This window comes from Lysinibacillus sp. DFXJR4, from assembly GCF_057196045.1.
Window position 1 is genome coordinate 37,266 of record NZ_JBXUNW010000015.1, and the last position, 25,868, is coordinate 63,133.

The 25,868-nt window shown below is 37.5% G+C and carries 28 protein-coding genes; 20 read left to right on the forward strand and 8 right to left on the reverse strand.

Translation table 11 applies throughout. The annotated features are described in order from the left end of the window. The 12 genes from AC2CGN_RS20595 (at window position 1) to AC2CGN_RS20650 (ending at window position 8,656) form a co-directional block, all read left to right on the forward strand. Complete coding sequence (locus tag AC2CGN_RS20595) at window positions 1-339, forward strand: Na(+)/H(+) antiporter subunit C (RefSeq protein ID WP_286926359.1); 339 nt, start codon at window positions 1-3, stop codon at window positions 337-339. Further along, window positions 332-1,837 carry a Na+/H+ antiporter subunit D gene (locus tag AC2CGN_RS20600; protein ID WP_429989304.1) on the forward strand — a complete coding sequence of 502 codons (1,506 nt, stop codon included), beginning with the start codon at window positions 332-334 and terminating at the stop codon, window positions 1,835-1,837. Before AC2CGN_RS20595 ends, AC2CGN_RS20600 begins: the two co-directional genes overlap by 8 nt. Continuing rightward, window positions 1,837-2,319 (forward strand): Na+/H+ antiporter subunit E, encoded by a 483-nt coding sequence (locus AC2CGN_RS20605; protein WP_484515939.1) that lies wholly within the window; start codon window positions 1,837-1,839, stop codon window positions 2,317-2,319. The genes AC2CGN_RS20600 and AC2CGN_RS20605 overlap by 1 nt, the downstream gene beginning before the upstream one ends. After that, the gene (locus tag AC2CGN_RS20610) at window positions 2,319-2,603 is read left to right on the forward strand and encodes a Na(+)/H(+) antiporter subunit F1 (protein WP_286926357.1); all 285 of its coding nucleotides are present in this window, start codon (window positions 2,319-2,321) and stop codon (window positions 2,601-2,603) included. Before AC2CGN_RS20605 ends, AC2CGN_RS20610 begins: the two co-directional genes overlap by 1 nt. Continuing rightward, window positions 2,581-2,940, forward strand: coding sequence for a Na+/H+ antiporter subunit G (locus AC2CGN_RS20615; RefSeq protein WP_427539505.1), 360 nt, complete (start codon window positions 2,581-2,583; stop codon window positions 2,938-2,940). Before AC2CGN_RS20610 ends, AC2CGN_RS20615 begins: the two co-directional genes overlap by 23 nt. 438 nt (window positions 2,941-3,378) lie before the next feature. Then, window positions 3,379-4,179, forward strand: a complete 801-nt coding sequence (locus AC2CGN_RS20620; protein ID WP_429983635.1) for a transporter substrate-binding domain-containing protein — start codon at window positions 3,379-3,381, stop codon at window positions 4,177-4,179. Window positions 4,180-4,264: 85 nt separating this feature from the next. Then, window positions 4,265-4,924, forward strand: a complete 660-nt coding sequence (locus AC2CGN_RS20625) for an amino acid ABC transporter permease (RefSeq protein WP_283870317.1) — start codon at window positions 4,265-4,267, stop codon at window positions 4,922-4,924. Next, window positions 4,917-5,639, forward strand: a complete 723-nt coding sequence (locus AC2CGN_RS20630; protein ID WP_484515942.1) for an amino acid ABC transporter ATP-binding protein — start codon at window positions 4,917-4,919, stop codon at window positions 5,637-5,639. Before AC2CGN_RS20625 ends, AC2CGN_RS20630 begins: the two co-directional genes overlap by 8 nt. 379 nt (window positions 5,640-6,018) lie before the next feature. Continuing rightward, the gene (locus AC2CGN_RS20635) at window positions 6,019-6,438 is read left to right on the forward strand and encodes a helix-turn-helix transcriptional regulator (protein ID WP_484515944.1); all 420 of its coding nucleotides are present in this window, start codon (window positions 6,019-6,021) and stop codon (window positions 6,436-6,438) included. A 214-nt stretch (window positions 6,439-6,652) separates the two neighbouring features. After that, a complete protein-coding gene (locus tag AC2CGN_RS20640) occupies window positions 6,653-6,796 on the forward strand; it encodes a hypothetical protein (RefSeq protein WP_484515946.1) in 144 nt (47 codons plus the stop codon). A 443-nt stretch (window positions 6,797-7,239) separates the two neighbouring features. Continuing rightward, on the forward strand, window positions 7,240-7,701 hold the full coding sequence (locus AC2CGN_RS20645) for a GNAT family N-acetyltransferase (protein WP_484515948.1): 462 nt from the start codon (window positions 7,240-7,242) through the stop codon (window positions 7,699-7,701). A gap of 145 nt (window positions 7,702-7,846) precedes the next feature. Further along, a complete protein-coding gene (locus tag AC2CGN_RS20650) occupies window positions 7,847-8,656 on the forward strand; it encodes a metallophosphoesterase (RefSeq protein ID WP_484515949.1) in 810 nt (269 codons plus the stop codon). Between the two features lie 12 nt (window positions 8,657-8,668). Here AC2CGN_RS20650 and tatC read toward each other — a convergent pair whose 3' ends face one another. Genes tatC through AC2CGN_RS20670 form a run of 4 tightly spaced genes read right to left on the reverse strand, consistent with a single transcriptional unit; the run spans window position 8,669 to window position 12,236 of the window. After that, window positions 8,669-9,514 carry a twin-arginine translocase subunit TatC gene (tatC, locus tag AC2CGN_RS20655; RefSeq protein WP_429989302.1) on the reverse strand — a complete coding sequence of 282 codons (846 nt, stop codon included), beginning with the start codon at window positions 9,512-9,514 and terminating at the stop codon, window positions 8,669-8,671. 11 nt (window positions 9,515-9,525) lie between these two features. Then, window positions 9,526-9,729, reverse strand: coding sequence for a twin-arginine translocase TatA/TatE family subunit (gene tatA / locus AC2CGN_RS20660; protein ID WP_286926337.1), 204 nt, complete (start codon window positions 9,727-9,729; stop codon window positions 9,526-9,528). Window positions 9,730-9,760: 31 nt separating this feature from the next. Beyond that, window positions 9,761-11,473 (reverse strand): GMC family oxidoreductase, encoded by a 1,713-nt coding sequence (locus AC2CGN_RS20665; protein ID WP_484515952.1) that lies wholly within the window; start codon window positions 11,471-11,473, stop codon window positions 9,761-9,763. Between the two features lie 16 nt (window positions 11,474-11,489). Then, window positions 11,490-12,236 carry a gluconate 2-dehydrogenase subunit 3 family protein gene (locus AC2CGN_RS20670; protein ID WP_283870328.1) on the reverse strand — a complete coding sequence of 249 codons (747 nt, stop codon included), beginning with the start codon at window positions 12,234-12,236 and terminating at the stop codon, window positions 11,490-11,492. Window positions 12,237-12,556: 320 nt separating this feature from the next. Between AC2CGN_RS20670 and AC2CGN_RS20675 the strand changes: the two genes are divergently transcribed. After that, on the forward strand, window positions 12,557-14,554 hold the full coding sequence (locus AC2CGN_RS20675) for a methyl-accepting chemotaxis protein (RefSeq protein ID WP_484515954.1): 1,998 nt from the start codon (window positions 12,557-12,559) through the stop codon (window positions 14,552-14,554). A gap of 51 nt (window positions 14,555-14,605) precedes the next feature. On the opposite strand, the gene AC2CGN_RS20680 is transcribed toward AC2CGN_RS20675, so the two are convergent. Further along, window positions 14,606-15,790 carry an alanyl-tRNA editing protein gene (locus AC2CGN_RS20680; protein ID WP_484515956.1) on the reverse strand — a complete coding sequence of 395 codons (1,185 nt, stop codon included), beginning with the start codon at window positions 15,788-15,790 and terminating at the stop codon, window positions 14,606-14,608. Window positions 15,791-15,948: 158 nt separating this feature from the next. Between AC2CGN_RS20680 and AC2CGN_RS20685 the strand changes: the two genes are divergently transcribed. Continuing rightward, window positions 15,949-16,236 carry a DUF6509 family protein gene (locus tag AC2CGN_RS20685; RefSeq protein ID WP_054772429.1) on the forward strand — a complete coding sequence of 96 codons (288 nt, stop codon included), beginning with the start codon at window positions 15,949-15,951 and terminating at the stop codon, window positions 16,234-16,236. Window positions 16,237-16,500: 264 nt separating this feature from the next. Here AC2CGN_RS20685 and AC2CGN_RS20690 read toward each other — a convergent pair whose 3' ends face one another. Then, window positions 16,501-16,914 (reverse strand): hypothetical protein, encoded by a 414-nt coding sequence (locus tag AC2CGN_RS20690; protein WP_484515958.1) that lies wholly within the window; start codon window positions 16,912-16,914, stop codon window positions 16,501-16,503. Window positions 16,915-17,463: 549 nt separating this feature from the next. On the opposite strand from AC2CGN_RS20690, the gene AC2CGN_RS20695 reads away from it, so the two are divergent. The 6 genes from AC2CGN_RS20695 to AC2CGN_RS20720 all read left to right on the forward strand — a co-directional run bounded on the left by AC2CGN_RS20695 (window position 17,464) and on the right by AC2CGN_RS20720 (window position 23,639). After that, a complete protein-coding gene (locus tag AC2CGN_RS20695) occupies window positions 17,464-18,609 on the forward strand; it encodes a VanZ family protein (RefSeq protein ID WP_484515960.1) in 1,146 nt (381 codons plus the stop codon). A 13-nt stretch (window positions 18,610-18,622) separates the two neighbouring features. Beyond that, window positions 18,623-19,957, forward strand: a complete 1,335-nt coding sequence (locus tag AC2CGN_RS20700) for an FAD-dependent oxidoreductase (RefSeq protein WP_429983645.1) — start codon at window positions 18,623-18,625, stop codon at window positions 19,955-19,957. A 15-nt stretch (window positions 19,958-19,972) separates the two neighbouring features. Beyond that, window positions 19,973-20,449, forward strand: coding sequence for a glutathione peroxidase (locus tag AC2CGN_RS20705; RefSeq protein ID WP_054772426.1), 477 nt, complete (start codon window positions 19,973-19,975; stop codon window positions 20,447-20,449). 206 nt (window positions 20,450-20,655) lie between these two features. Then, window positions 20,656-21,423 (forward strand): ABC transporter ATP-binding protein, encoded by a 768-nt coding sequence (locus tag AC2CGN_RS20710; RefSeq protein ID WP_429983647.1) that lies wholly within the window; start codon window positions 20,656-20,658, stop codon window positions 21,421-21,423. Continuing rightward, window positions 21,410-23,278 carry an FtsX-like permease family protein gene (locus AC2CGN_RS20715; protein ID WP_484515962.1) on the forward strand — a complete coding sequence of 623 codons (1,869 nt, stop codon included), beginning with the start codon at window positions 21,410-21,412 and terminating at the stop codon, window positions 23,276-23,278. Before AC2CGN_RS20710 ends, AC2CGN_RS20715 begins: the two co-directional genes overlap by 14 nt. A gap of 1 nt (window position 23,279) precedes the next feature. Continuing rightward, window positions 23,280-23,639: a YxeA family protein gene (locus AC2CGN_RS20720; RefSeq protein WP_484515964.1), complete on the forward strand. Its 360-nt coding sequence runs from the start codon at window positions 23,280-23,282 to the stop codon at window positions 23,637-23,639. 16 nt (window positions 23,640-23,655) lie between these two features. Here AC2CGN_RS20720 and AC2CGN_RS20725 read toward each other — a convergent pair whose 3' ends face one another. Then, a complete protein-coding gene (locus AC2CGN_RS20725) occupies window positions 23,656-25,044 on the reverse strand; it encodes a sensor histidine kinase (protein ID WP_484515966.1) in 1,389 nt (462 codons plus the stop codon). Beyond that, the gene (locus AC2CGN_RS20730) at window positions 25,041-25,763 is read right to left on the reverse strand and encodes a response regulator transcription factor (protein ID WP_484515968.1); all 723 of its coding nucleotides are present in this window, start codon (window positions 25,761-25,763) and stop codon (window positions 25,041-25,043) included. The genes AC2CGN_RS20725 and AC2CGN_RS20730 overlap by 4 nt, the downstream gene beginning before the upstream one ends. Window positions 25,764-25,868: the final 105 nt, after the last annotated feature.

The window sequence follows — 25,868 nt, forward strand, 5'->3', positions numbered from 1 at the left end:
ATGGAATCTTTAATACTTGTATTAGTTGGTGTATTAGTAGCTGTTGCGACGTACTTAATCCTCTCGAAACAGTTATTACGCGTAATTTTAGGAACTGCGGTTTTATCACATGCAGCCCATCTCCTAATTTTAACAATGGGCGGGCTGAAAAAAGGGGATGTCCCACTTTTAGGAGAATCAGAAGGTCCCTATACTGATGCATTGCCTCAAGCATTAATTTTAACTGCAATTGTTATTAGCTTTGCAGTGACAGCATTTGTGCTTGTTCTTGGCTATCGTGCCTATAAAACAAATGGTTCAGGGAATTTTGACGAATTGAGAGGTACGCCAGATGAGTAATATGATTGTTTTACCATTAATCGTACCTGTTATTACGGCAATTTTACTAGTTTTTTTACGTGAACATGTTACCCTGCAGCGCATTATTAGTGTATTAACATTAAGCTTTGTGGTTTTAATTAGTATCGTATTATTATTAGCCATTCAGGAGCAGGGTGTGTTGCGAATCGATTTTAGTGGCTGGGGACCACCCTTTGGTATTCTATTTGTTGCAGATTCATTTTCCATTTTACTTGTTTTAATAGCGAATATAGTCGCTGTTATATGTGTCCTATATGCCTTGTTTACGATTGGCAGTAGCTATGAAAAAATGTATTTCTATCCATTCGTATTACTCATGGTAGCAGGAGTCAATGGTTCATTCTTAACAGGGGATATATTCAATCTGTTTGTGTGCTTTGAGGTAATGTTACTGGCCTCCTATGCGCTTATAAGTTTAGGGGGCGATAAGATTCAGCTTCGGGAGGCATTAAAATATGTCCTTATTAATATTGTTGCCTCTTGGATTTTCTTAGTAGCATTAGCTTTTTTATATGGAACTGTTGGAACATTAAATATGGCACATATTTCTGTCCGTGTAATGGAGGCTGGGGCAGATCCAGTTATTACAACTGTTGCTCTTATTTTTTTAATAGTCTTTAGTTTGAAGGCTGGTTTATTATTGTTCTTCTGGTTACCAGGCTCATATAGTGTTCCACCTACAGCGATTGCCGCACTTTTTGCTGCATTACTAACAAAAGTTGGCATTTATGCGCTTGTTCGTACCTTTACCTTGCTATTTCCAAACAACCCAGAGGTTACACATGTTGCACTCGGGATTATGGCAGGGCTTACAATAATTGCTGGTTGTATGGGTGCATTGGCAGGGCGAGATGTACGAACTATTGCCTCTTATAATGTCCTTATTGGTGTTGGATTTATAGTCGCTGGTCTTGCGATTGGTACTGAGTCAGCACTACAGGGAGTAACTTATTATTTAATGCATGATATGGTAGCTAAAGCTATGTTATTTTTGGCAGTAGGTATGATGATTTATGTTACGGGTGAAACGTTGATTGATAATATGAGTGGGCTAATTCGGAATTATCCACTTTTCGGCTGGTTATTCTTTATTGTTATGTGTTCACTTGCTGGTATTCCTCCTTTAAGTGGTTTTTTAGGCAAGGTGTTAATTGGACAAGGTGCAATTGAAGGTGGGAATTTTATCCTATTAGGTCTAGGGTTTTTTTCAAGTTTAATTGTCTTGTATTCCCTTCTACGAATCTTTCTTTCCTCATTCTTTGGAGAAACAATTATTAGTCTAGAAGATGAGAAACCATTACCGAAACGCATAGTCTTGCCATTAGCATTATTGGCCGTTTGCACAATTGGTTTAGGGGTTGGCGCTGAGTGGATGGCGCCATTTGTAACAGATGCAGCAGAAACACTTTATACGCCATCGATTTATATTGATGCTGTGTTAGATGGAGAAGTATGGCAGGGTGAGGTGAGTAAATAATGGCAATGCAATTTATTCTAAATTTATTTATCGCAACACTTTGGCTATTATTACAGGATGAGATAGTTCCGCAATTTTCTACATTCCTAATTGGCTTTATTGTAGGTATTGGGATTTTGTATGCGTTGCATCGCTTTTATGGCACACAATTTTATTTGCGACGTGTGTTTTCCATTATTAAATTACTATGGCTCTTCAATTGGGAGCTACTATTATCGAGCTACAGCGTATTAAGACAAATAACCACGCCAAGACTTCAAATTACTCCTGGCATTTTTACGTATAAAACAGTACTGAAGGGAGATTGGGAAGTAACAGCACTTGCGTTGCTACTCACACTTACTCCAGGATCAGTAGTGATGGAGGTTTCTGAGGAGGGCGATGTGTTCTATATTCATGCAATGGACATTGAGCAATCGAAGGATGCTGTTATACGTTCTATAGGAAAATTCGAACAAGCAATAATGGAGGTGACACGTTAATGATTGAAAATATTTTACTCTTAGCCTTAGCTTTATTTAGTGCTTCCATTGCGCTGTCACTGTATCGTGTTATTCGGGGACCGTCTATGCCAGACCGTGCCATTGCTCTTGATACTATTGGTGTAAATTTATTGTCAGCAATCGCCATCGTATCGATCGTATTAAAGACAAAGGCATATTTAGAAGCAATTTTGATACTAGGCATATTAGCATTTATCGGTACAATCGCTTTTACAAAATATATCGAAAGAGGTGTGATTGTTGAACGTAAATCAAATGATTGAATGGGCGGCTGTCATCCTCATTTTGATTGGCTCCATTGTTAGTGTTATTAGCGCATATGGGATGATTCGTTTACCTGATGTATACACACGCTCCCATGCTGCAACGAAAAGTTCTACGTTATCGGTATTAACATGTTTATTAGGTGCATTCATTTATTTTTGGGTGCATGATGGCTTTGTAAGTGTACGGCTAATATTAGGTATCCTCTTCGTCTTTGTAACCGCACCTGTAGCAGGGCACTTAATCTGCCGTGCTGCCTATCGCTCCCGGGTTCCATTAGCAGAAGGCTCTGGTGAGGATGAGCTGAAGCCTAAGCTATTTCCAGAAGAAAAATAGAAGGAAGACTGTTTGCCAAAAGCAAGCAGTCTTTTTTGTATTGGTGGATAGAGGTTTTAAAGTGCTGGATAGTCATACTGAATTGGCGGATTAAACCTCCGAAATGGTGGATAGAAACGCAAAATGAATGGTTAGTGTTATCACAATTTGAATGAGATTTTATGGGAATTAAACAATTGTAGGATAAAAGCTGGTGAAACGGAAAATAGTAAAGGTACCTTGGAATAAACACTAAAAATAAATTGACTTATCAGAAAATTATGTTTATAATATTTGGCTAAAAATTATTCACTTTAGCTTGATTATTATTTCAAAAGAGTATATCTTAATTAGCAGATAGATTTTTTATTCTTTTGAATGAATAATTATCCATTCGACTATTTTCGAGAAATACTTTCTCATACACAATAAAATATACTTAAAAGGAGATCTTGGATGATGAAGAATAAATTTTTCTTGCTTATGCTTGTTCTAGTAATTGGTGTACTAGCTGCATGTGGCGCAAAAGAAAATAAAGACAATAGTGCAAATTCAAATGCTGATGGGGCTACAGAGCAAAAGCAAGTATTAAAAGTAGGTACTTCTGCTGACTATGCACCATTTGAGTATGTGGATGCTGCAAAAGGTGAAGATATTATCGGGTTTGATATAGATTTAATCAAATTAGTTGGCGAAAAAATTGGTGTAGACATGCAAGTGCAGGATATGGATTTTAACAGCCTAGTACCAGCATTACAAGCAGGTAAAATTGATGTAGTTATTTCAGGTATGACGCCAAACCCAGAACGTGAACAGGTCGTTGATTTCACGGATAAATACAATGAGACAGAACAAGTAATTATCGTGAAAAAGGAAAGCGGTATTAAAAAAGAGGCTGATTTAGCTGGCAAGAAAATTGGTGTGCAAACAGCTTCCATACAAGAAAATTTAGGGAATAATATTGCAAAAAAAGTAGATGCAACTGTTGAAGGACGTACTCGAATTCCTGAAATCATCCAGGATATGATGTCTAAACGTTTGGATGCCGGAGTTTTAGAAGGCGGCGTTGCCAAAGGTTATCTCAAAACTAATGATAAATTAGCTGCTTTCCCTGTTGAAGAGCAACCAGAAGATTTCAAAGCAATCGCTGTTCCAAAAGGAAGCGACCTAAAAGATAAAATTAACAAAGCATTAAAAGAATTAGCTGATGAAGGTAAAATTCAAGAGCTAGAAGAAAAATGGTTAGAAAAAGTTGAATAAATAAATGGACTGCGGTAGCTCTATTTTGGGCTATCGCTTGTGCTTTTCATATTCTTAACAGAAATCAAGAAAGGAGGGAGATGCTGTGAATTTAGATTTTTCAGCTATCGTTCCCTCTATTCCTTATATACTAAAAGGAATAGGTGTTACACTTCAAATTGCAATTGGTGCCTCGATTATCGGTTTTATCGTAGGGGTGTTACTCGCATTATGTAAAATTGGTAAAGTGCGTATTTTACGTTGGTTTGCAGATTTTTATACATCTATTTTCCGAGGTACACCACTTGTCCTACAATTATTAATTATTTACTATGCAGTACCACAGCTATTTGATATTCAAATCGAACCAATCCCAACAGCGATTATGGCTTTCGGCTTAAACTCAGGTGCTTATATTTCAGAAATAATTCGTGCTGGTATTAATGCAGTTGATAAAGGCCAGATGGAAGCAGCACAAGCACTTGGAATTCCCTATACAAAAATGATGAAGGATATTATTATCCCACAAGCCGTAAAAAATATTTTACCATCTTTAGTCAATGAATTTATTACATTAAATAAAGAAACAGCAGTAGTAACAGTTATTAGTGCCTTAGATATTATGCGTCGTGCTTATATTGTTGGGGGTTCAACATATCGCTACCTTGAGCCATTACTCTTCGCCGGTGTAATTTATTACATCATGACGCTTGTTTTAACGTTCCTTGGTAAACGAATCGAGAAAGGAATGAGAAAAAGTGATTAGAATTGAAGATCTTCATAAGTCATATGGACAAAATGAGGTACTTAAAGGAATCTCAACTGAAATTAAAGAAAAAGAGGTTATTGCCATTATTGGTCCATCCGGCTCGGGTAAATCAACATTTCTTCGCTGCTTAAATCTATTAGAAGAGCCAACGGGTGGAAAAATTACTATTGCTGGTGATGTTCTAACAGATAAAGGGACAAATATTATGAAAATACGTGAAGAAGTCGGCATGGTTTTTCAGCATTTTCATCTTTTTCCTCATAAAACAGTACTAGAAAATTTAACATATGCCCCCATTAATGTGAAGGGAATGGACAAGTCGGCTGCTATAAAAAATGCAGAGGATTTACTGACAAAAGTGGGGCTATTTGAGAAGTGCCATGAGTATCCTAACCGTTTGTCTGGTGGGCAAAAGCAACGTGTTGCCATTGCTCGTGCCCTTGCAATGGATCCAAGGGTAATTTTATTTGATGAGCCTACCTCTGCACTTGATCCAGAAATGGTTAAAGAGGTTTTGGCGGTTATGAAAAATCTTGCAGATACAGGGATGACGATGTTAATCGTTACACATGAGATGGGCTTCGCTCGTGAGGTGGCAGATCGCATCCTATTCCTCGATGGCGGGAAGCTAATTGAGGATGCTCCACCAGAACAATTTTTTACAGCGCCATCTACTCAACGTGCAAAGGATTTTTTAGAGAAAGTGCTATAGTTTTAATACTGCATCTTAAAAAAAAATAGCTACACCAAGCGGATAAGGCAATAAAGCACGGTGATTGTTAGATAAATTTCTAATAATCATCGTGCATTTTTTAATTAAGAAAATTCTTCTATCAATGAAGAAAACGTAAAAGGTTTCTTTATTGTTTCGATGGTAAACAATTCCTCAATATGATAGGCTCCTGCTGGTTGATGATGTTCAAGTGATTCAGTAGCAATAGAGAAATAGTGATGCCAATTATGGGGAAAGGTTAAAGGAGTTCCATCATTATATTATTGAGGGGCGGCTTCCAACTGTAGAGGGAGAACAAGGAATTGTTATTTTTGATAAAGAACTAAGGGTACTATCTAGTAATACAAAGGCTTACGAATTGTTATCAATTTTAAGAAAATATGAAAGCCTAACGGAATGGCAAGTACCTAAGCCTATTCAAGTAATATGTGCGAACCTACTTGCTGCCAATTACAATACCAATACTTCTTTAATAGTCCCTATTAAGGATATAGGTTATATTGCTATTCGTGGATCACTTATGCTAACTAGCCTTCAAGAACAGCAAATTGCTTTATTAATAAATGAGGCATTATCGAGAGAAATGCTAAATGTTTTAATAATGGCTTACAACCTTACGCCGAGGGAAAAGGAAGTGGTATTTGAAATTATAAGAGGAATTCCAACAAAAGAGATTGCTTATAATCTTGGTATTTCACATTATACTGTACAGGATAATTTAAAGGCTAGTGTGGAAGATTTTTTCTCGATTTCAATTAGATTAATAATGTGGATTTAATAAAAGAATTTACTAAAATAATAGCAGATTCTTATCATTGATAAACGGTCTTTTTGATGAAATAATAGCTCATAATCAAAGCCTCGTACATTTAAAATTGTGGCATGATTCTCAAAAATGGATTCTAAATTTGCCCAGAATGTGACAAAAGAGCAACAGCAAACAGAGGAAAACTCAATTGATAGGGAATTTGAAGCACCGAGCGATAAAAGATATGGATGTTATACCTTGGATTTTTAGCAAAATGATTCTTTTATATCGAACTGATAAAAATAATGTGACGACATTAATCGGAGCATCCGAATGGGATTACGCAATTTTGAATCGCACACACCAATACGATTATGGACAATGCTAAGAAAAAATTAACGACAGGAGGAGAGTGTTAAAAATGGCAACTTGGACTTTTTCGTTAATGCTAACTAATTGCAACAGATTATGAATTAGAAGTTTTTCATAAGCAGCTAGATTGGGGTATTTGGAATACAGAGGATATTGAAGACAAGGCGCCTCTTCATGTTCCGCCTAATACAACTATTCAGGCATTAGGCATAAAGGCTTCAACTGGACCAAATGGCTATGAATGTTCTTGCTCTTGGCGAGATAAGGTACCATCAGGTGAAAAATCTTAGGGCACCATCTCGTTATCATTAAATGTCCCGCAAAAAAAGAAAAATAGAATGCTTAGCTGATCATCAATTTCATATAGATGGCTGGGGGACTTACCAGAAAAGGGTCATAACTTTGTGCGATCCATCATTGTAATCACTAAAGATTTTTAGAAGAGATTGGAGCGATAAGATGAGAGTAGAGCTTAAGCCTATTACGAAAGATGATGAGCCATTTCTCTATGAAGTCTATGTTTCTACTAGAAGAAAAGAAATAGATTCATGGGGATGGTCTGCTGAACAAATACAGCACTTTTTAGAAATGCAGTGGTTCGCACAGCAGACTTCATATAGGAAGAAATTTCCAGATGCAAGCCATTGTATTATTCTTTCAGATGATAAATATGTAGGTCGGTTGTTAACAGAAAACCTACCAGAACATCATCATCTTATTGATATCTCTATTTTGCCAAGTTTCCAAGGTAAAGGAGTAGGAACATTTCTAATTACTCAACTTCAGCAAAAGGCAAGAGAAGAAAATAAATCAGTGATATTGCAAGTTTTTCAGACAAATCCTGCAAGAGACCTTTATGAGAGACTAGGATTTCAAGTAATGTCAGCTGATGAAATATATTTGAAAATGAGATGGCAATAAAAAGAGGATGAACTTAGGAAATAAATATAGGCATGAATATGATATAGACTATTTGAGTATTCTAAGTGCATGTACTTTGTTTTTTGCTTATAATAGGAGAGTCAGAATTATTCTGAACAAGTAGCCACAGGGTGAGCGATTGCGATTGAAAAAATTATTATATGTAGTTATCTTTTTTGTTTTTATAGTCATTTTTTTGTACGTAAACAATCACTGGCTGGTTGTCAGCAGGCATGTATTCGAATCGGAAAAAGTGCCTGCTAGCTTCGACGGGCTACGCATTACCCAAATAACAGACCTACAGGATGCTCTCTTTGGTGAACAGCAAGAGAAACTCATAGCAAAGGTGAAGACAACAAATCCTGACCTGATTTTTATTACAGGTGATTTAATTGACAGTAATCGCTATGATTTGGAGCGTAGCTTGCAGGCTGTTAGAGGATTAGTGAAACTAGCGGATGTCTACTATGTACTTGGAAACCATGAGGTAGCTACTAATAAGGTAAGTGAAATTTATGAGGTGCTTTCATCGTTAGGTGTACATATATTAGCCAATGAATCGACAGTTATAGAGCGCGACGGGGAGCGCTTAGCGATTGTTGGTATAGAGGATCCGTTAATGGGTAGAACAACAGAAGACATGCTAGAGATGGTAAATGTACATCCAGATGTTTTAACCATTTTATTAGCACATCGACCAGAAGTGTTTAATACGTATGTAAATTATGAAATTGACTTAGTGTTTGCAGGACATGCTCACGGTGGACAGGTCCGTATTCCCGGTATTGGTGGTATCTTTGCTAGAGGCCAGGGATTATTCCCAAAATATACGGCTGGTGTATATGAAGAAAATTCTACAACGATGGTCGTTAGCCGAGGATTAGGGAATAGTTCTGTACCTTTTCGAATTTTTAATTTGCCGGAAATTGTCGTCATGGAATTAAAGAAAAAATAAAGCACTGCGTCTTTACTGCGCAGTGCTTTCTATTTGTTTTCGTTCAATACGTTTCACAAGATATATACTTATTTCATATAAAATAACCATTGGAATTAGTACAAGCAGCTGACTGATAAAATCAGGGGGGGTAATGACAGCCGAACCAACACCCATCGCAATATAAGACCAGCCGCGGATTTTTTTCATAGATTCAGCTGTGAGAACACCAATGGATGATAAAAATAAGGCGACGATAGGTAACTCAAATAGTAATCCAAGGGGAACTGTGGTCATAACTAAGAAGTGCATGTATTCACTTGCTGACACCATTACATCAAAGTTTTTGGCTCCAATGCTTACTAGGAATGTGTAGCTAAGTGGATTTACAACAAAATAACCAAAGGCTACACCCATTAAAAAGAGCACAAGCATGACAGGTGCATAGAGTCCAAGGAAGCGACTTTCTTCCTCCTTTAAACCTGGCTTTACGAAGCCCCACAAAAAGTGAACTAGAAATGGCATCGAAAGACCAAAGGCAAGTGTGGTAGAGATTGTCATGTAAAATTTGACTACCTCTAATGGACCTAAAATAATAAGTGAATGCCCCCGAGTTACATAAGGAAACCAAATATTAATGGTAGAGAATACAACAATAAAAAATAAAATAAAAACGACAAGTCCTTTAATTATTTGCTTTCTTAATTCTATAATATGCTCAAACAATGAAGCCATTGGAAAGAGTGGTTGATCCGTCACGGAACCCTGTTCAATTTCAGCTGGAGTTTCAACAAAAGCCTCCACAGATGTGAGAGGCTTAGCTTCTTTCTTATCAAGAGGACTTAAATATTTTCTTTTTCTGTCTTCATATGGATCCATAGGAACACCTCCTACGAAGCATCAGATTTTTTTTCTGTTTTTTTCGGTTGCTCATCATCATCATCTATAAGCCCCTTTGTGGACTTTTTAAACTCTGCAAACGTTTTACCAACAGCTCCGCCGATTTCTGGTAGTTTTTTCGGGCCAAATACAATTAAAACAATGACTAAAATAATAATTAGTCCAGGTACTCCAATCGCTCCAAGTCCTCCCATAGTCTCGTCTCCTTTTAAATTAGTATATTTTTTACACCAATGAACCGCCTGATTTGCTATATTTCACAACACCCTCTGCACATCGGTATGCTAGTGCACCTAATGTACCAGTAGGGTTATAGCCGCTATTATGAGCAAAGTTTCCTGCGCTCACAGCAAATAGATTCTCTACATCCCAATGTTGAAGATAATTATTGACAACCCCATCCTCTGGCTTTGAGCTCATAACAGTTCCGCCGGTGTTATGTGTTGTTTGATACGGCACAATATTGTAATCAGTGATTTCAGCATTTGGGACAACTGTTTTTGCGCCCATTTCCTTCATAATGTCAGCCGCACGAGCCGAGATAAATTTATGAAGTGCTCGATCCTGATCTGTAAAATTGTACGTTAACTGTATTAAAGGTAAATCGTAAGCATCCTTATAGGTCGAATCAAGAGATAAATAATTTTCTTTATGTGGCATGGAAGCACCTTGAGCACCGATACCGAATGAGCGTGTATAGTAGTGAATAGACTGCTTTTTAAACTCGGGTCCCCATGTGGGTGTATCAGGGGGGGTTGGATTTGAAACAATAGGGCGTGTGCCTGTTTGCGTCAGTGCTATATTTCCGCCATGAATAAAATCTAGGTCGCTATGGTCGAAATTATCTCCATTATAATCATCAACACTCACCCCAAGTGAGCCTGCCCCCATAAATGTGTTAAACTGCTCGTCAAAGAATCCTGCAGCACCAGGAAGTATTTGATAGCAATAATTTCTTCCAAGTGTTCCTTTTCCCGTTGCTGGATCATAACGCTCTCCAATATTAGAGACCATCAATAGCTTGGCGTTATTAAAGACATAACTTGTAAGAACAACGACATTTGCAGGTTGTATAAATTCTTCTCCAGATATCGTATCGATATATCTAACACCAGTTACTTTATTGCCTTGCTTGAGGATTTCTACAACGTTGGAGTTATAACGTAAATCAAAATTACCTGATTTTAAGGCAGTTGGTACAACCGTTATTTCTGCAGATGATTTTGCCCCATATTCACAGCCGAAGCGCTCGCAAAAGCCGCAATATTGACAAGCATTAATCGTTTCTCCATCAGGATTCTTATAAACTTCTGATACATTTGCAGAAGGAACCATATAGGGTGATAACTTAAGTTTTTTTGTCGCCTTTTCAAATTGCTGAAGCATTGGCGTCATTTTCATAGGTCCCGTAGGATAAGGATTTGAACGTTTTCCACTAAATGGGTTTTTGCCATCGCCAGAAATACCAGCTGTTTTTTCGAACTTGTCAAAATAGGGCTCAAGCTCATCGTATGTCAATCCCCAATCCTGAATTAGATAATCAGGTCCAAGTTTATTTGGACCATAGCGCTTGTCCGTTAATGTTTTAATTTGAAAATCGTAGGGTAAGAAGCGAAATGTCATACCGTTCCAGTGTGTGCCGGAACCCCCAAGCCCTTCGCCCAGTAAAAAGGAGCCTAGTTGACGCATAGGTAATGCCTTCATGTTGCGATTGTTTCGGAAGCTGACCGTCTCTTTTGAAAGATTTTGCATTAAATCATATCGAATTGCATAACGATACTCGTCATGAATACTCATAAAATCTTCTGTCCCTCGTTTTTGTCCACGCTCTAAGCCAACGACCTTCAATCCAGCCTTCGTACATTCTGCAGCGACAATGCCTCCTGTCCAACCTACACCGACTGTCACAACGTCTACGCTCGGTAATGTTGTTGCCATGTGCTAACCTCCTTTTTTAATGCCCACCTAATGAACTAGGCTCAATTTTTTGGAATTTCGGATCTTCAATTTGTGATATATATGCCATTTGATGACCAGGGAAATTCTTCATACGCCAGCCATCCATATTTTTGTTTCCACCATACATAGGGTCAGAATATGCCCCCTCTAATGTTGCTGCACGCAATAAAGTAAAGAAGAATGCAGAGGTGACTCCACTCATTTGTACTTCACCTTTCTGGAAGGCTGTCAAAATTTCATCCATTTGTTTGCCATCTAAATCATTGAAGCTTTTTTTGTAGCGCTTCTGAGCTTCAGATTCAAATTTTTGGATTCCTTGCTTAAAAATCTCTCCGCGTGTTAGGCGACTTTGATAGCCCTGAGTTGGGGCCCCCTCAGCAAACGGACCGTGCATGTATTCTTTGGAGTTACTTCCGTATTGTCCTGCGAGCTGATGATCAATGAAATAAGGGACATCTAAACCTTTTGCTCCTGGACCTAAATCATCTTCTGGAAAAATACGTTCAGTAGCATTAGATAAAATATTGAAATCTCTCTGATTCATAAAGAACATTTTTGCTTTTGGTGAGCCAAGCGCTTCATTCGTAGTGCCATGCTGACCATGCTCTTGTGTGGAAGTTCCCTTGCCTGGTAGGTTATAGCCTACAAGTCCTCCGATTATTCCACCACCGACTAATGTACCTGCTGCAATCCCTGTTGTTTTTAAAAAATCTCGTCGTGAAACATTATTTTCTGAACTCATGGAAATCCTCCCCTCAAATGTATAGAAACTTTCCTATCTTTTATAATCAGCAAAAAAAATAAATTATAATCAAACTTATTGGAAGAAATTTTATTTCTATCCAATTATAAAAACCAGTCCAATGTAATTAAGAAAATAAGTGAGTAATATGTTCAGAAATGTAAACACTATTAAAATAGTGTAAATACCATTATTAAACAAATATTATTCTTATTGGAAAAGTTTTGTTGACTTCTTCTTTTTGTGACCTTACTCTGAAGAAGAAGGACAAAAAAATACTAAAAAAGATGTTAAATATGGGAGATGTGAGAAAAAAGAATATGTGGATTAAGGGTATAGGTGGTAAACTAGTTGTTGCAATTATAGCTCTAGTATTTGTAACGTGTGGAACGCTTGGTGCATCTACCATGATTAGTAGTACGAAAGCAGTGGATGAGCAGGTTGAATCCAATTTAGTATCTAGGGCAGCAGATGTGTCAAAATACATAGAGGAGCACTTCCAATTAACTTTAGTGGAGGTAGAGGCAATTGCTGAGCAGGAAGCAATTCGTAGTATGAATTTTGAAGATCAAAAGAAATATTTAACGAAGCGTCTTGCAGATAATGAGAATTATTTAGGGTTTGGGATTATTACTGCTGATGGTGTTGCCCATTATTTAGATGATACTATAGCTGATTTAGGGGACCGTGCCTATGTGCAGGAGGGTTTTACAGGTAAATCCGTAATGTCCGACATAACAATTAGTCGGGTGACAGGTGAGCCAGTTATTCTAATTGTTTCTCCTATAGATACAGTGACAGGCGAAAAGGCTTTATTGTTAGCTCGTATCGATGGCTATTATTTATCAAAAATTGTAGAGGATATTAAAGTTGGAGAAAGTGGCTATGCCTTCATGCTAGATGGAAAAGGTACGATTATTGGTCATAACAACCATGATTATGTAAAAGAGCAATATAACCCAATAGAAGCGGCACAAGAAACAGGAAAAGTGACGGGGAGGGCATTAGCTGCTCAGGAAATGATTGATCATACGCAAGGATATTTTTCCTTTCAAAATGATGAAACAGGTACAAACCTTTTAGGTTATCACACTTTAGAGAATGGCTGGAAAATGGGTGTTATTGCGCTAGAGGGTGAAATGATGTCAGGTCTTTCACGTTTAAAAGTCAACTTCATCATTACAACAGTTGTTGTCACTATATTAGGCTTGCTTATCTCATTTGCAATTTCACGATCTGTCAGCAGACCGCTACGTCATGTTTTACGCATTACTGAGGGGCTATCTGAAGGTGACTTTACTCAGGAAATCCCCGATAAATATTTAAAACGACATGATGAAATGGGGACAATGTCAAAAGCTTTAGACCAAATGACGGACAATATGCGGGAAATGATTTCACAGGTGGGACAAGAAGCTACTGCCGTTAATGAAGCCTCATGTGATTTAATGGAAGATGTGCATGCTGTAACAAAACAATCTAAGCAAATAGCAGGGGCAATAAATGAGGTCGATCGTGGTGCGCAAAGTCAAACAGCGATGGCAGAGGAAAGCGCGTCAGCTATGGAACAAATGGCTTTAGGGGTTCAGAACGTTGCAGAGGTGGCTTCCACAATTGCTACAAATACACAATTTATTTCCCAGAAAATTAGAGAAAGTAACAAAGCTGTTCAACATTCCATTACACGAATGAATGAAATTCAACAGGGGACTTCGTTGGAAATAGAAAACATTCGTAAACTGGAACAAGAGTCCGAAGAAATTAGTTTAATTTCAAAAATGATTACGGATATTTCTGACCAAACAAATTTATTGGCACTAAATGCATCGATTGAAGCAGCACGCGCAGGAGATGCGGGCAAAGGATTTGCAGTTGTCGCTGAAGAGGTTCGCAAGCTATCGGAGCAAACAGCTGAATCAGCAACAAAGATTAATGTACTTATAGAAAGAGTACAATCCTACACATTAGAAGTAGTAAAAGCAGCTGAAATGGGAGAGGAAAATGTTGAACGTGGATTAGTATCTATTGAAACATTGGGTGAGCGTTTTGATGAAATGGTACATGCAGTAGGTGAAATCTCTAGTCAGATTGAGGAAATGAATGCTTCAGCTGAACAAATGTCTGCGAACACAGAGGAAGTGTCAGCCTCGATGGAGGAGATGGCGGCAACGGCTCATGCAGCAAGTGACTACGTGCATGATGTGACAGATGCTACGACAAAGCAAACGAAAACAGTGCAAATGATGAACGATCAAACTGTTAAACTTTCTGAAATGGCAAAACGATTGTATGGGGCTACCCAGAAATTTAAACTTTAAAAGATAAAGGAGCTGTCGTTGATTAGACAGCTCTTCTTATGTTTTAAAAAGTTAAATAAGCACATTTTGCATGGCTTTAAGGAGTTCCCCCGTAGAGATTAACTGCTCTCCACCACCTTGAACCATTTGATCATTACCGCCACCTTTTCCATTTATGAGCGGTAAAATCTTTGCAGCTATATCTTTCATACTTCTTTCAGTTGCTGCACCTCTTGCAGCAACAAACTGAAGCTTATCTTCGTTTTCAGTGACAAGAAGTACGATAGCATCTGTTTGTTCAGTAACAATTAAACGTGCTAGCTTTTGTAGCTCCTGCATCGTAAGGTGAGAAAAGGCAGCAGCGATCATGTTGTTGTTATTGGAAATGAGTGCTTTTGCTTCAAATTGGAGCAGCTCGTCTTTTGCATGAGCAAGTGCCTTTTCTGTATTTTTTTGTGCTGATAAAATTTTAGCAAGTGCAGCAGCGGCTTCTGCTTCAGGTACACTTAACTGTCTTGCCACGTCAGCTAGTACTTTTTTACGCATGGCTAGCTCTTTTAAAACGCGCTGACCGCACACAAAGGAGACACGAATATTGCCCTTCATTTTTTCAGTGCCCAAAATTTTAATTGCGCTAACTTGTCTAGTGGCGATTGGGTGTGTCCCACCACAACCGTTATAATCAAAATTAGGAATAATCACTAGTCGAATATCTCCAGTAACAGCTACATCTTTACGTAGATTATAGTTCTCCAGTTCATTTTCTGTAATCCACGTCGTTTCAATTGGACGATTTTCTAAAATAATATCATTGGCAAGAGCTTCAGCTGCTAAAAGCTGTTCTTCAGAAATTGTATCCACAGCTAGATCAATTGTGACCTGCTCACTGCCTAAGTGGAAGCTAACAGTTTGTAGATTAAATAGCTCAACAAAAGCTGCTGTTAATATATGCTGCCCTGCATGTTGCTGCATATGATCAAAGCGACGTTGCCAATTTATTTGCCCTTGCACGTCTCCAGTCAAAATGGAAACGTCACCCTGAATATAATGTCGTATTTCATCGTCCACCTTTTCAACATCAATAACCTCAATACCATTTATTGTCCCTGTGTCATGTGGTTGTCCACCACCCGTAGGATAAAACGCAGTATTTGAAAGTACAATGAAGTTTCGACCATTTTCATCAGTTCCTTTACTGATAACAGTCGCATCAAATTCTCGCAGCATCACGTCTTGGTAATATAATAGCTCCTTCAAGAAAAAGCCTCCTTTTATGTAGTGTATCCGTAAGAGAAGCATCTCTTTAAATTTATTGTGTCATAATTAAGGATAGGTGTATATGAGTTTTCTAGTTGACCCATGCTGAATTTGATTTAATATATAAAAGAACAGGTTAACATAAAGGAGCTAGTATGATGGAAATTACACAATTCTCAATGGAAGAAATTTTAGATCCAACAAACATAATTGAGGGTAAGCGTTACGAGTTTATTTTAGACGTGGAAGTGGACGAAGAAGATGAGCTTTACCACGAAGCCGGTATTGAAATACGCGTACTAATCGCTGAAAAAGGTGAAGAGCTATTTATTTTAAACTACTTTATTATGGAAAAGGCAGAGGGCGAGTATTTAGATTTTGCATTAGAGGATGAAGAGTTAAATGAAATTTTAGCCTTCTGCAAAGAGGAATTAGCAAAAGCTTAATAACCCATTTAAAGGATGGAGGCTGTCCGAAAGGTCGATGTAGATCGACTTTTCAGTACAGCCTTTTCATTTTTGTATACAAAAAAGCCTTTGAAGGAATCCTGTTAAAAAGGACAGAATAAGTCCTTCTGATTCAATCTCAAAGGCTGTACGCTAGAAGTAAATCCGTCCTACCAAAAGTGGCTGAATAAAAGTCATTAACAACTTTGGTAGCTACTTCTCAAATTCCGAGTGTAGTTTAATTGCAGTCATTTACAAACTGTTTTATTCACTTTCGCTTTTTAAATTATTAAAAATGCTTAACATGAATGTTAAACCTGCAACCATTTCAATTAAATTCGAACTTATGGCTTTATTAAACCATATATCACCTATGGGAAGAGATATTGAAAAAATCATTGCTAATGGTACAAATAGGGAAAAGAGAAAACAAGGAAGGAATACGCAAATAAGTAAAGGTAAATTTATTTTAATGGTCCATTTTTTTATAAAAATAAGTGATAAATAGACACCCCATATAAAGAGAATAATAAAATTAGTCCAAATAACAGGAACAATACTATATGTTGAAGTTGAGATAGCATGAATTTTATATTTAATATTAAAACTAATGATAGTTAATAAAAATAATCCCATAACCCAAATTAATTTCCCAAAATAAGATGACCACTTTTTCATGAACAACACCCCCTTAGAAATTTAATTTATAATTATTAATACGTTCCAATATTCAAAAAGTTCCCAAATAGTCCATATATCATAAATTATACTTTTAAATGACTACTGTTAGATACTTATTTCATCATGTAAAATCCCTACACTACATGAGCTCATTTTTAAACTGTTCAATTTGCTAAATTACTGTTCATTTTTTTGCAATATGTATGGCAAAGTTAAAGGTGTATCGTATATACAAGAAATAAATACATAAACATTCGCTTGTGCACTAGATTTTAGCCGCAATGAAATCGAGGCTTTTTTAAAGTACGTAAAAATTGACCAACTATGGCTGTATAGGAAGAATTTTTTCTATTGTCATCTCAGTAACTGTACTTCAAAGAGGTTGAGTTTTACTGTCTGTTGTTTCTAATGGTAGAGTTTTTGAATTGTTATTTGTAATTGATTTAAGAATTATTTAAGATTACTGAAATAGTAGTGTTGTGTTCAAAGGGTAGACTAAATCTTAGCGTTAGGATTAACGGGAATTTAAAACGAAGAGGTGCTTTTATGTCTTTATATACACAATCGATTATGGTGGCTTTTCTTATAACCATTTTTTTATCCTTTGCTTTGTTTATACCTTGGCTAATTTATACCTATCGAAAGTACGGTTATTTATCAATATCTAAAACGATTATTATGTTCTCCTTTATTTTTTACTTTTTATCAGCATTATGTTTAGTCTTATTACCGTTTCCTCCAACTCGTGATACTTGTTCGCTACAAGCTGCAGATACTGTTCACTATAATTTACGCCCATTTCAATTTATTAGGGATATTTTAAAGGATAGTGGAATCGTTCTTACGAGTCCCTCAACATGGCTTTATATAACGAAGCAACCAGCTTTTTTTCAAGCCTTTTATAATTTCTTATTACTTATGCCATTTGGGATATACTTGCGTTATTTTCTTAAAAAAAGAGAGTACTGGAAACGTGCATTTATCATCAGCTTTTTGCTAACATTGTTTTATGAGGTAACTCAAGTTACAGGAGTTTATGGCATCTTTAATTGTGCGTACCGTATTTTTGATGTAGATGATTTAATGCTTAATAGCGCTGGTGCATGGCTTGGATTCTTTTTAGCACCTATTGTATGGGCGCTGTTTCCTTCTCATGAGGCAGTGCAGGCAAAGGCAGCAGAAATTGCAAAAAATGATATCGTCAAACCACTATCTATATTACTAGCCATCATTATTGATTTATTTATTGCGCAGCTTATTTTGGTTGTAGTAGGGGTTGTAGTTCCTAATAATGGCATTTTTGAATTTTTTATGAAGTTCATAATGTATATGTTGCTATTTGGTCTAGTTCCGACTATTACTGGGGGAGCAACTATGGGTATGAAGGTTTTACGCTTTACGATGACTAGTGTAAAGGGCAACGGTATTATTCAGAAAACATGGCGACGCTGCTTCGCGATATTAGCAACGATAAGTCTTTTAGAGATGATTACGATTTTAGGGCAAATTAAGCTGAATATGGATTCTCCCTTCTATGTACTACAAATAGTAATTACATTAGTAGCATTTATGGCTGCACTGCTTATTAGACTTATAATTATCATACATGTAGCTCGTGTCTTAATTAGTGGAGGGAAACGTCATCTGTTTATTGATGAGTATGCTGGGTTGGTGGCGACGAGAAAAAAATAAGGGGGATTGTTGAATGAAATACGTAATCATCGGGGGAGATGCTGCAGGAATGTCAGCAGCAATGGAGATATATCGAAATGTACCAGGCGCAGAAATAACATCTTTAGAGCGTGGATTTATTTATTCATATGGGCAATGTGGATTGCCCTATGTAGTGGATGGACGTATTTCATCGACAAAGCGGCTTATTGCAAGAGATGTAGAAACATTTCGTGATAAGTATGGCATTGATGCACGAGTAGGTTATGAAGTAAATGGAATAGATGTAGACAAGCAGCTTGTTTTTGGTACACAGGCATCTGGAGAAGCCTTTGAACTCCCTTATGATAAACTTCTTATCGCAACGGGTGCAGATCCAACGATGCCAGTGAAAAAAGGTGCGCATTTAGCAGGTATACACACAGTGAAAACAATTCCTCAGCTAGAGGATTTACTAGCCGATTTAACACCAGATATAGAAACTGTCACTATTATTGGTGGCGGCTATATTGGTCTAGAAATGGCTGAAACGATTCATGCATGTGGTAAAAAGGTAAGATTAATTCAGCGAAGCAGCTATGTTGCTAGAATTTTAGATGAAGAATTTGCCCAGCATGTTCATGATGAGGCAAAAAAGAATGATATTGAACTATTGCTAAATACAGATGTAGAAGCGTTTGAAGGTCAGCACCGTGTGGAACAAGTGTTGACAGATAAAGGTGCCCTCCAAACAGATTTAGTGATTATGGCTGTAGGGATTAAGCCGAATACACAATTTTTAGAGGGAACAGGTATAGCAATGTTGAAAAATGGTGCAATCATTGTTAATCGCCATTTAGAGACCTCTATCGAAAATATTTACGCTGCTGGTGATTGTGCTACGCATTTCAATATTGTCAAGGAACGCTTAGATTATATACCGCTGGGTACGACTGCTAATAAGCAGGGACGGCTGGCTGGACTTAATATGTCTGGTAAATTTGCACCGTTTCGTGGCATAGTGGGTACTTCTATTTTAAAATTTTTCAATTTAACAATTGCTACAACGGGTATTAATGAGCAGAAGGCAAAAGAGCTGGGATTTGACTATGAGGCTTTTAAATTATCGGCTCGCCATATTGCAGGTTATTACCCTGGTGCTCAACGAATGTACATTAAAATTATTGTGAGAAAGCGAGATCAACTGTTGTTAGGTGCTCAAATTGTGGGACCTTCTGGTGTTGATAAGCGTATTGATGTTTTTGCGACAGCTTTATACAGTAAAATGACACTACCTGATTTATTAGATTTAGATTTAGCCTATGCGCCGCCATTTAACGGTGTTTGGGATCCATTGCAGCAGATTGCAAGAAAGAATGGACGTTTATAAATAGGAGGTAGAGAAATGAGCATTTATGATATTAACGTAACCTTAGAGGATGGTACTATCTATAGCCTGGAACGATATAAGGGAAAGCCTATGCTAATTGTCAATACAGCCTCAAAATGTGGCTTTACACCGCAGTTTGAGGAATTAGAGGGTCTCTATGAGAAATACCAGGAGGAAGGTCTTGTTGTCCTTGGATTTCCCTCAAATCAGTTTAAGCAAGAGCTCGCGACTGCAGAAGAAGCGGCATCACAGTGTCGACTGACATATGGAGTGACGTTCCCAATGCATGAGATTGTCAAGGTGAACGGCAAAGAAGCGCATCCTATTTTTGATTATCTCACTTCTCACTCCAAAGGATTTTTAGGCAACAGCATTAAGTGGAACTTTACAAAATTCCTTGTCAATCGTGATGGTGAGGTTGTTGGACGTTACGCATCAGCGGATAAGCCACATAGCTTTGAGGATGATATTAAGAAAGTCTTAGCACAATAGTTTAGGGGAATTCATGCACAATCTGTGTGTGAATTCTTTTTTTATGTCGATATTTATTAAAAATTGGGCGATAAAAGAGGGAAATGTTTCGATAAAACATATTAACTTTTCGACAAATGATTGATTTAAGGTTGCTGTAAGCTTACGACAAATTTGCTGTAAGTTTGGAGTCGTATACTAAGGTCAGAAAGAAGAGGTGAGCGTATATGACGCCATTATTAAAGGTTCAAAACGTTGGAAAAACTTACGGCAAAGGCGCAAATACTTTTACAGCGCTATCAAATATATCATTTGAAGTAGAAAAAGGAGAGTTTGTTGGTGTAATGGGTCCTTCAGGGGCAGGTAAATCTACGCTTCTCAATGTATTAGCAACGATTGATACACCAACGACTGGTGAAATTATTATTGGTGATACCAACCTAGCACGTATGAAGGATGCGGAATTAGCAGATTTTCGTCGGGATAATTTAGGGTTTATTTTCCAGGATTATAACTTACTTGATTCTTTAACGGTTCGAGAAAATATTGTTTTGCCGCTAGCAATTGCGAAGATGCCAACAAAGGCTATTAACGCAAGAGTTGATCGCATTGCCTCATTGTTTGGCATTCGTGAATTATTGGATAAATATCCATACCAAATTTCAGGTGGACAAAAGCAACGTACAGCTTCATCACGTGCGTTAGTGACAGAGCCAAAATTAATCTTTGCTGATGAGCCTACAGGTGCATTAGATTCAAAGTCAGCAACAGATTTACTTGAAAGTTTAAGTGATTTAAATCAATCCCAAGCAGCTACCATTATGATGGTTACCCATGATGCCTTTGCAGCTAGCTTCTGTCAGCGCATACTATTTATTCAGGATGGGCAGCTATCTAAGGAAATTCATCGTGGGACTCTCACAAGGAAGCAATTTTTCCAGGAGATCTTACAGGTGCTGTCTAGCATCGGGGGTGGAGTAAATGACGTTATTTAGCTTAGCGCGTAAAAATATTCAGCGTAATTTGTCGAATTACTTTTTATATATTGCCTCAATGGTATTTAGTATTGTTATTTACTTTACGTTTGTGACGCTAAAATATAATGATGATCTATCAGCCTTAAAACAATCCTCTCAGCAAATTAAAGGATTGATGAGTGCATCTTCGGTTGTGCTATTGTTCTTTATTGTCATCTTTATGGCATATTCTAATTCATTTTTCATGAAGAAACGGAAAAAGGAAGTCGCACTCTATTCATTATTAGGTGTACGTAAGCAAAAGATCGGTCTTATGCTTTTTTTCGAGAATTTAGTCATAGGGCTAGTCTCTCTAGTACTCGGTATTGTTCTAGGGTTCTTTATGTCACAGGGTCTATTAATGATCCTAGTAAAATTAATGGGCTATGAGGTTGTTGGAAGTCTAACTTTTTCAGTGGAAGCACTGATGAATACAACTGGTATTTTTACACTATTGTTTTTATTCACATCCTTACAAGGCTATCGTGTTATATACCAATTTAAATTAATTGATTTATTTCATGCTGAAAAACAGGGTGAGCAAATTCCACGTGCATCTTTAGTAGCTGCTTTACTTGGGACAGCACTCATTGCATTTGGTTATTATACAGCCGCCTCTGATATGTTTACGAGTAAAATTTGGCGATTCTTCACCGTTTTAGGTACGCCACTAATGGTCATAGGAGTAACCATTGCAGGGACTTATCTTCTATTCCATAGTGTTAGTGTCTTTGTGTTAACAGCATTAAAACGAGCAACATCTTGGTCTTGGAAGGGCTTAAATTTAATAGGTGTCTCACAGCTATTATATCGCATACGAGCAAATGCGAAATCGTTGTCGATTATTGCAATCTTAAGCGCAACGACTATTACTGCTGGTGGTGGCGTCTTTGGAATGTATTACAATGCTGAGGCCACTGTACGTCAGATGTTGCCAAATACATTTATGTGGAAGGGTGATCCAGTAGAAATTTCTCAGAATGATGTCTTATATAATGAATCACTTGCTGTGAAAAATTTACGTGTCGATAACGATTTGTCGTTTTTTGAATATACCTTATTAAAGGAGTCGGATTATAATCGATTAGCGAAATTCCAAGGTAAGAATCAAGAACTGCATATTGCAGATGGATCAACCGTATTACTTGATGCAGCATACGATGAACGATTTTCACATGATTTTACAGGAGAAGACTTTAAGTTACAAAACGGAGATTCCTTCCATGTAGATAAAATGTATACAGAAAGCGTACTAAACTTTATAGCAGCCGGAACAGTACTTGTGGTGAATGATCGAGAGTTCGCAGCTACTAATGCTGAAGAGGTAAAGATGCAGGTTGTTGGTTTAGATAATGATTTGAAGCAACAGGCGGTTTCACAAGACATTTCCAAGCAATTGTCCACAGAACAACAAGAATCCTTCTCTAGTGTTCCGCAAAGCTATGAGGATAGTTTAGCGACAGTTGGTGCATTATTGTTTGTGGGCAGCTTCCTAGGCCTAGTTTTCCTAGCGGCAACAGGCAGTATTATTTACTTCAAAATATTAACGGAAGCTGAGGAAGACCAGGCGAAATATGCCATTCTAAATAAAATCGGTGTGAATAGTAAGCAAATCCTAAAGACAGTGGCAGGGCAGGTGGCTGTTATCTTTAGTGCACCACTTATCGTAGGCATTGTGCATAGTGCGTTTGCGTTACTAGCATTTTCACAGCTTTTTAATATGAATATTACAAAGCCAGTAATACTGTGGATGGTTGCATACTCAGCTATTTACTTTATTTATTATATCTTTACCGTACGAGCATTTTATAAAATCGTAAGACAGGGGAATTAATATGAAAAAAGTATTTTTAGGAATAGGTGCATTGTTTATCCTATTCGTTGCAGGGTTGGTTGTATTGATGACTGTTGACTTTAACCGTCTAAATAAAGACACCTACTATGTCCATATTACGACGGATGGTGAGGTAGAGGAATATAAGGTAAGTAGTGGCGAAATTTTTAAAATGTATTGGTACGAGCTACCTACTTACAATAAAAATGGCGAAGAAAAAACATTAAAGTTCTCCGCTCAGAAAAATTTACACCATGATGCTTATTTAAAGCTATATGTAAAAAAAGAAACAGAAGTCACTTCATATGATGAAGTCAAATTCCATGAGTTACCTGCTAAGGTGCAGGATCAAATGGAATAACAAAGAGGAGCAGCCACTAGGACTGCTCCCTTTTTAGATAAATGCTAACGGTTGTTCCTTTTTGCTCTTCGGAGGTAATACTGACTGTTCCTCCATGAGCCTCAATAATATCCCTAGCAATAGCCGTCCCTAAACCAGTGCCAGTTGTTTGTTCTGTATTTGTACCACGATAATAGCGTTCAAAAATATGCTCTAAATCTGCCGCCGCTATCCCTTTGCCATTATCAGAAATCGTAATAATATTCTCATCCACAGACACATGGACAGTTACATCAGGGCCATTGTGAAGCAGAGCGTTGTGTAAAAAGTTCATGATAGCTCTGCGCATAAAATGCTCATCTATTTGATGGCAACTGTTATGTGAGGTTGCCTCAAACTCAATATTGGCAAGCTCATAGTGTGGCGTATTTAATGTATCAATCACAATCTCACGAATAAACGACACTATGTCAATTTCTCTTAGTGTGAGCGGAAGCTGCTGATGTCTTAAGCGCATCGTTAAATTTAAATCATCTAGCAAATCTTGCATATGCAATGACTGTTTCTCAATGATTTGTGCGTATTCAGCTTGCTCTTGAGGAGTTAGTGTTTCATCATCTAACAGCTCGGCATAACCACGAATAGAGGCAAGGGGCGTTTTCATGTCGTGTGAGACATTACTAATCCATTCTTCACGCATCAACTCTAGTTGCTTGCGTTCCTGCTCGTGTGCAGCTAATTCTCTGGATACCTCATTTAAATTTTCAAAAACGGGTTTATACACACCACTAGGCATTTTTACAGTTTGATGCTCATGATTTTTTAAATGTCGGATACGCTCTATCAGTGCATATAGTGGCTTAGTTAATGTACGACCAAAAAGCCAGCCCACCAATGTAGCTACTAATAAATCGGCAATAACAATAAACAACCCGAATTTTCCAATAAACTGTAAAAATGAAGTGCCAGAAAGATGCATAACGAGTCTTGTCACACCACTACCCTTGATACCAATGAGATAATTTACATCATCCTTACTGCCAATATAAACAGTAGTATCAGCATCAAATTCTTTATATTTATATACTTGGATTAAATCTATAGGTGCATAGTGTGAGAGAGCTTTCTCTGGTGCGAATTGGGAATCGATAACTTGACCATTCACATCAAGTAACTGAATCCAAGCATTTCGCTGATGCAAGTGTTCAAGTCCTTCTTTACTGATTGAAGGCTTTTCATTACTTATCTCAATATATTTTTGGAAATCCCGTACAAAGCTTTCTTCTGTAGATGGAACAAAGCTATCATTTTCATTTGCTAGCCGATAAATGAGGAGCCCAATAAGAATAGCAGTATTGACAAAAATAACGATGATGACAATAGAAAGTACGGAAAGGAGAAAGCGTGCTGTTAGTTTCCACCTCATCCTTGTGCCTCTTTCGGTAGGACAAACTTATAGCCAAGTCCTTTAACAGTGGTGATGTACATAGGTTTAGAAGCATCCTGCTCAATTTTCTCGCGCAGACGTCGAATATGCACCATGACAGTATTATCAGAGCCGAAAAAATCCTCTCCCCATACACGCTCAAAAAGAGTCTCTTTACTTAAAATTCGATTAGGATTGTGCATAAAGCATGCCATTAAACCAATTTCCTTAGCCGTTAATTCCAATAAAACGCCATCCTTCTGAACTTCAGTTTCATCAGCATTTAGCTGGAATGGTCCAACCTGTAATGTCTTTTCGCCAATGCTCGGTGTTTTCTCCTGTGTTTGATAGCCAGCTCTACGTAATTGTGCCTTTACGCGATAGGCAACCTCCTTTGGACTAAAGGGTTTTGTAATATAATCATCGCCCCCAATTGCCAGCCCTAAAATTTTATCTATTTCCTCATTTTTCGCTGACATAAAAAGGACTGGAACATGCGATACTTCTCGAATTCGTCTACATAAATCATAGCCCTCACCATCTGGAAGCATGACATCGAGTAGCACAATATTTGGTTGTGTCTGCTGAAAGCTTGTCCATGCTTCTTGAATAGTACCTGCAGTATAAATTTGCTTATAGCCCTCTTTTTGCAGACTGACTTTTAGCAGATTAGCTAAATCAGCCTCATCATCCACTACTAAAATAGTTGGTTCTTGCATGGGGACACACCCTTTCATTTTTATAATCATCTTAGAGATTTAAGAATAGCGTATAGTCTTAATTTTTGAAAGCCGAACAATGATTAATGAATTATTAAATTTACA

Excerpts from the sequence above, each read along its gene's own strand:
- AC2CGN_RS20710 (WP_429983647.1), top strand. The coding sequence starts at position 20,656 with ATGACGCCATTATTAAAGGTTCAAAACGTTGGAAAAACTTACGGCAAA.
- AC2CGN_RS20685 (WP_054772429.1), top strand. The coding sequence starts at position 15,949 with ATGGAAATTACACAATTCTCAATGGAAGAAATTTTAGATCCAACAAAC.
- AC2CGN_RS20645 (WP_484515948.1), top strand. The coding sequence starts at position 7,240 with ATGAGAGTAGAGCTTAAGCCTATTACGAAAGATGATGAGCCATTTCTC.
- AC2CGN_RS20610 (WP_286926357.1), top strand. The coding sequence starts at position 2,319 with ATGATTGAAAATATTTTACTCTTAGCCTTAGCTTTATTTAGTGCTTCC.
- AC2CGN_RS20720 (WP_484515964.1), top strand. The coding sequence starts at position 23,280 with ATGAAAAAAGTATTTTTAGGAATAGGTGCATTGTTTATCCTATTCGTT.
- AC2CGN_RS20725 (WP_484515966.1), bottom strand. The coding sequence starts at position 25,044 with ATGAGGTGGAAACTAACAGCACGCTTTCTCCTTTCCGTACTTTCTATT.
- AC2CGN_RS20600 (WP_429989304.1), top strand. The coding sequence starts at position 332 with ATGAGTAATATGATTGTTTTACCATTAATCGTACCTGTTATTACGGCA.
- AC2CGN_RS20705 (WP_054772426.1), top strand. The coding sequence starts at position 19,973 with ATGAGCATTTATGATATTAACGTAACCTTAGAGGATGGTACTATCTAT.
- AC2CGN_RS20640 (WP_484515946.1), top strand. The coding sequence starts at position 6,653 with ATGGATGTTATACCTTGGATTTTTAGCAAAATGATTCTTTTATATCGA.
- AC2CGN_RS20690 (WP_484515958.1), bottom strand. The coding sequence starts at position 16,914 with ATGAAAAAGTGGTCATCTTATTTTGGGAAATTAATTTGGGTTATGGGA.
- AC2CGN_RS20670 (WP_283870328.1), bottom strand. The coding sequence starts at position 12,236 with ATGAGTTCAGAAAATAATGTTTCACGACGAGATTTTTTAAAAACAACA.
- AC2CGN_RS20715 (WP_484515962.1), top strand. The coding sequence starts at position 21,410 with ATGACGTTATTTAGCTTAGCGCGTAAAAATATTCAGCGTAATTTGTCG.
- tatA (WP_286926337.1), bottom strand. The coding sequence starts at position 9,729 with ATGGGAGGACTTGGAGCGATTGGAGTACCTGGACTAATTATTATTTTA.
- AC2CGN_RS20695 (WP_484515960.1), top strand. The coding sequence starts at position 17,464 with ATGTCTTTATATACACAATCGATTATGGTGGCTTTTCTTATAACCATT.
- AC2CGN_RS20605 (WP_484515939.1), top strand. The coding sequence starts at position 1,837 with ATGGCAATGCAATTTATTCTAAATTTATTTATCGCAACACTTTGGCTA.
- tatC (WP_429989302.1), bottom strand. The coding sequence starts at position 9,514 with ATGGATCCATATGAAGACAGAAAAAGAAAATATTTAAGTCCTCTTGAT.
- AC2CGN_RS20595 (WP_286926359.1), top strand. The coding sequence starts at position 1 with ATGGAATCTTTAATACTTGTATTAGTTGGTGTATTAGTAGCTGTTGCG.
- AC2CGN_RS20620 (WP_429983635.1), top strand. The coding sequence starts at position 3,379 with ATGAAGAATAAATTTTTCTTGCTTATGCTTGTTCTAGTAATTGGTGTA.
- AC2CGN_RS20675 (WP_484515954.1), top strand. The coding sequence starts at position 12,557 with ATGTGGATTAAGGGTATAGGTGGTAAACTAGTTGTTGCAATTATAGCT.
- AC2CGN_RS20730 (WP_484515968.1), bottom strand. The coding sequence starts at position 25,763 with ATGCAAGAACCAACTATTTTAGTAGTGGATGATGAGGCTGATTTAGCT.
- AC2CGN_RS20700 (WP_429983645.1), top strand. The coding sequence starts at position 18,623 with ATGAAATACGTAATCATCGGGGGAGATGCTGCAGGAATGTCAGCAGCA.
- AC2CGN_RS20665 (WP_484515952.1), bottom strand. The coding sequence starts at position 11,473 with ATGGCAACAACATTACCGAGCGTAGACGTTGTGACAGTCGGTGTAGGT.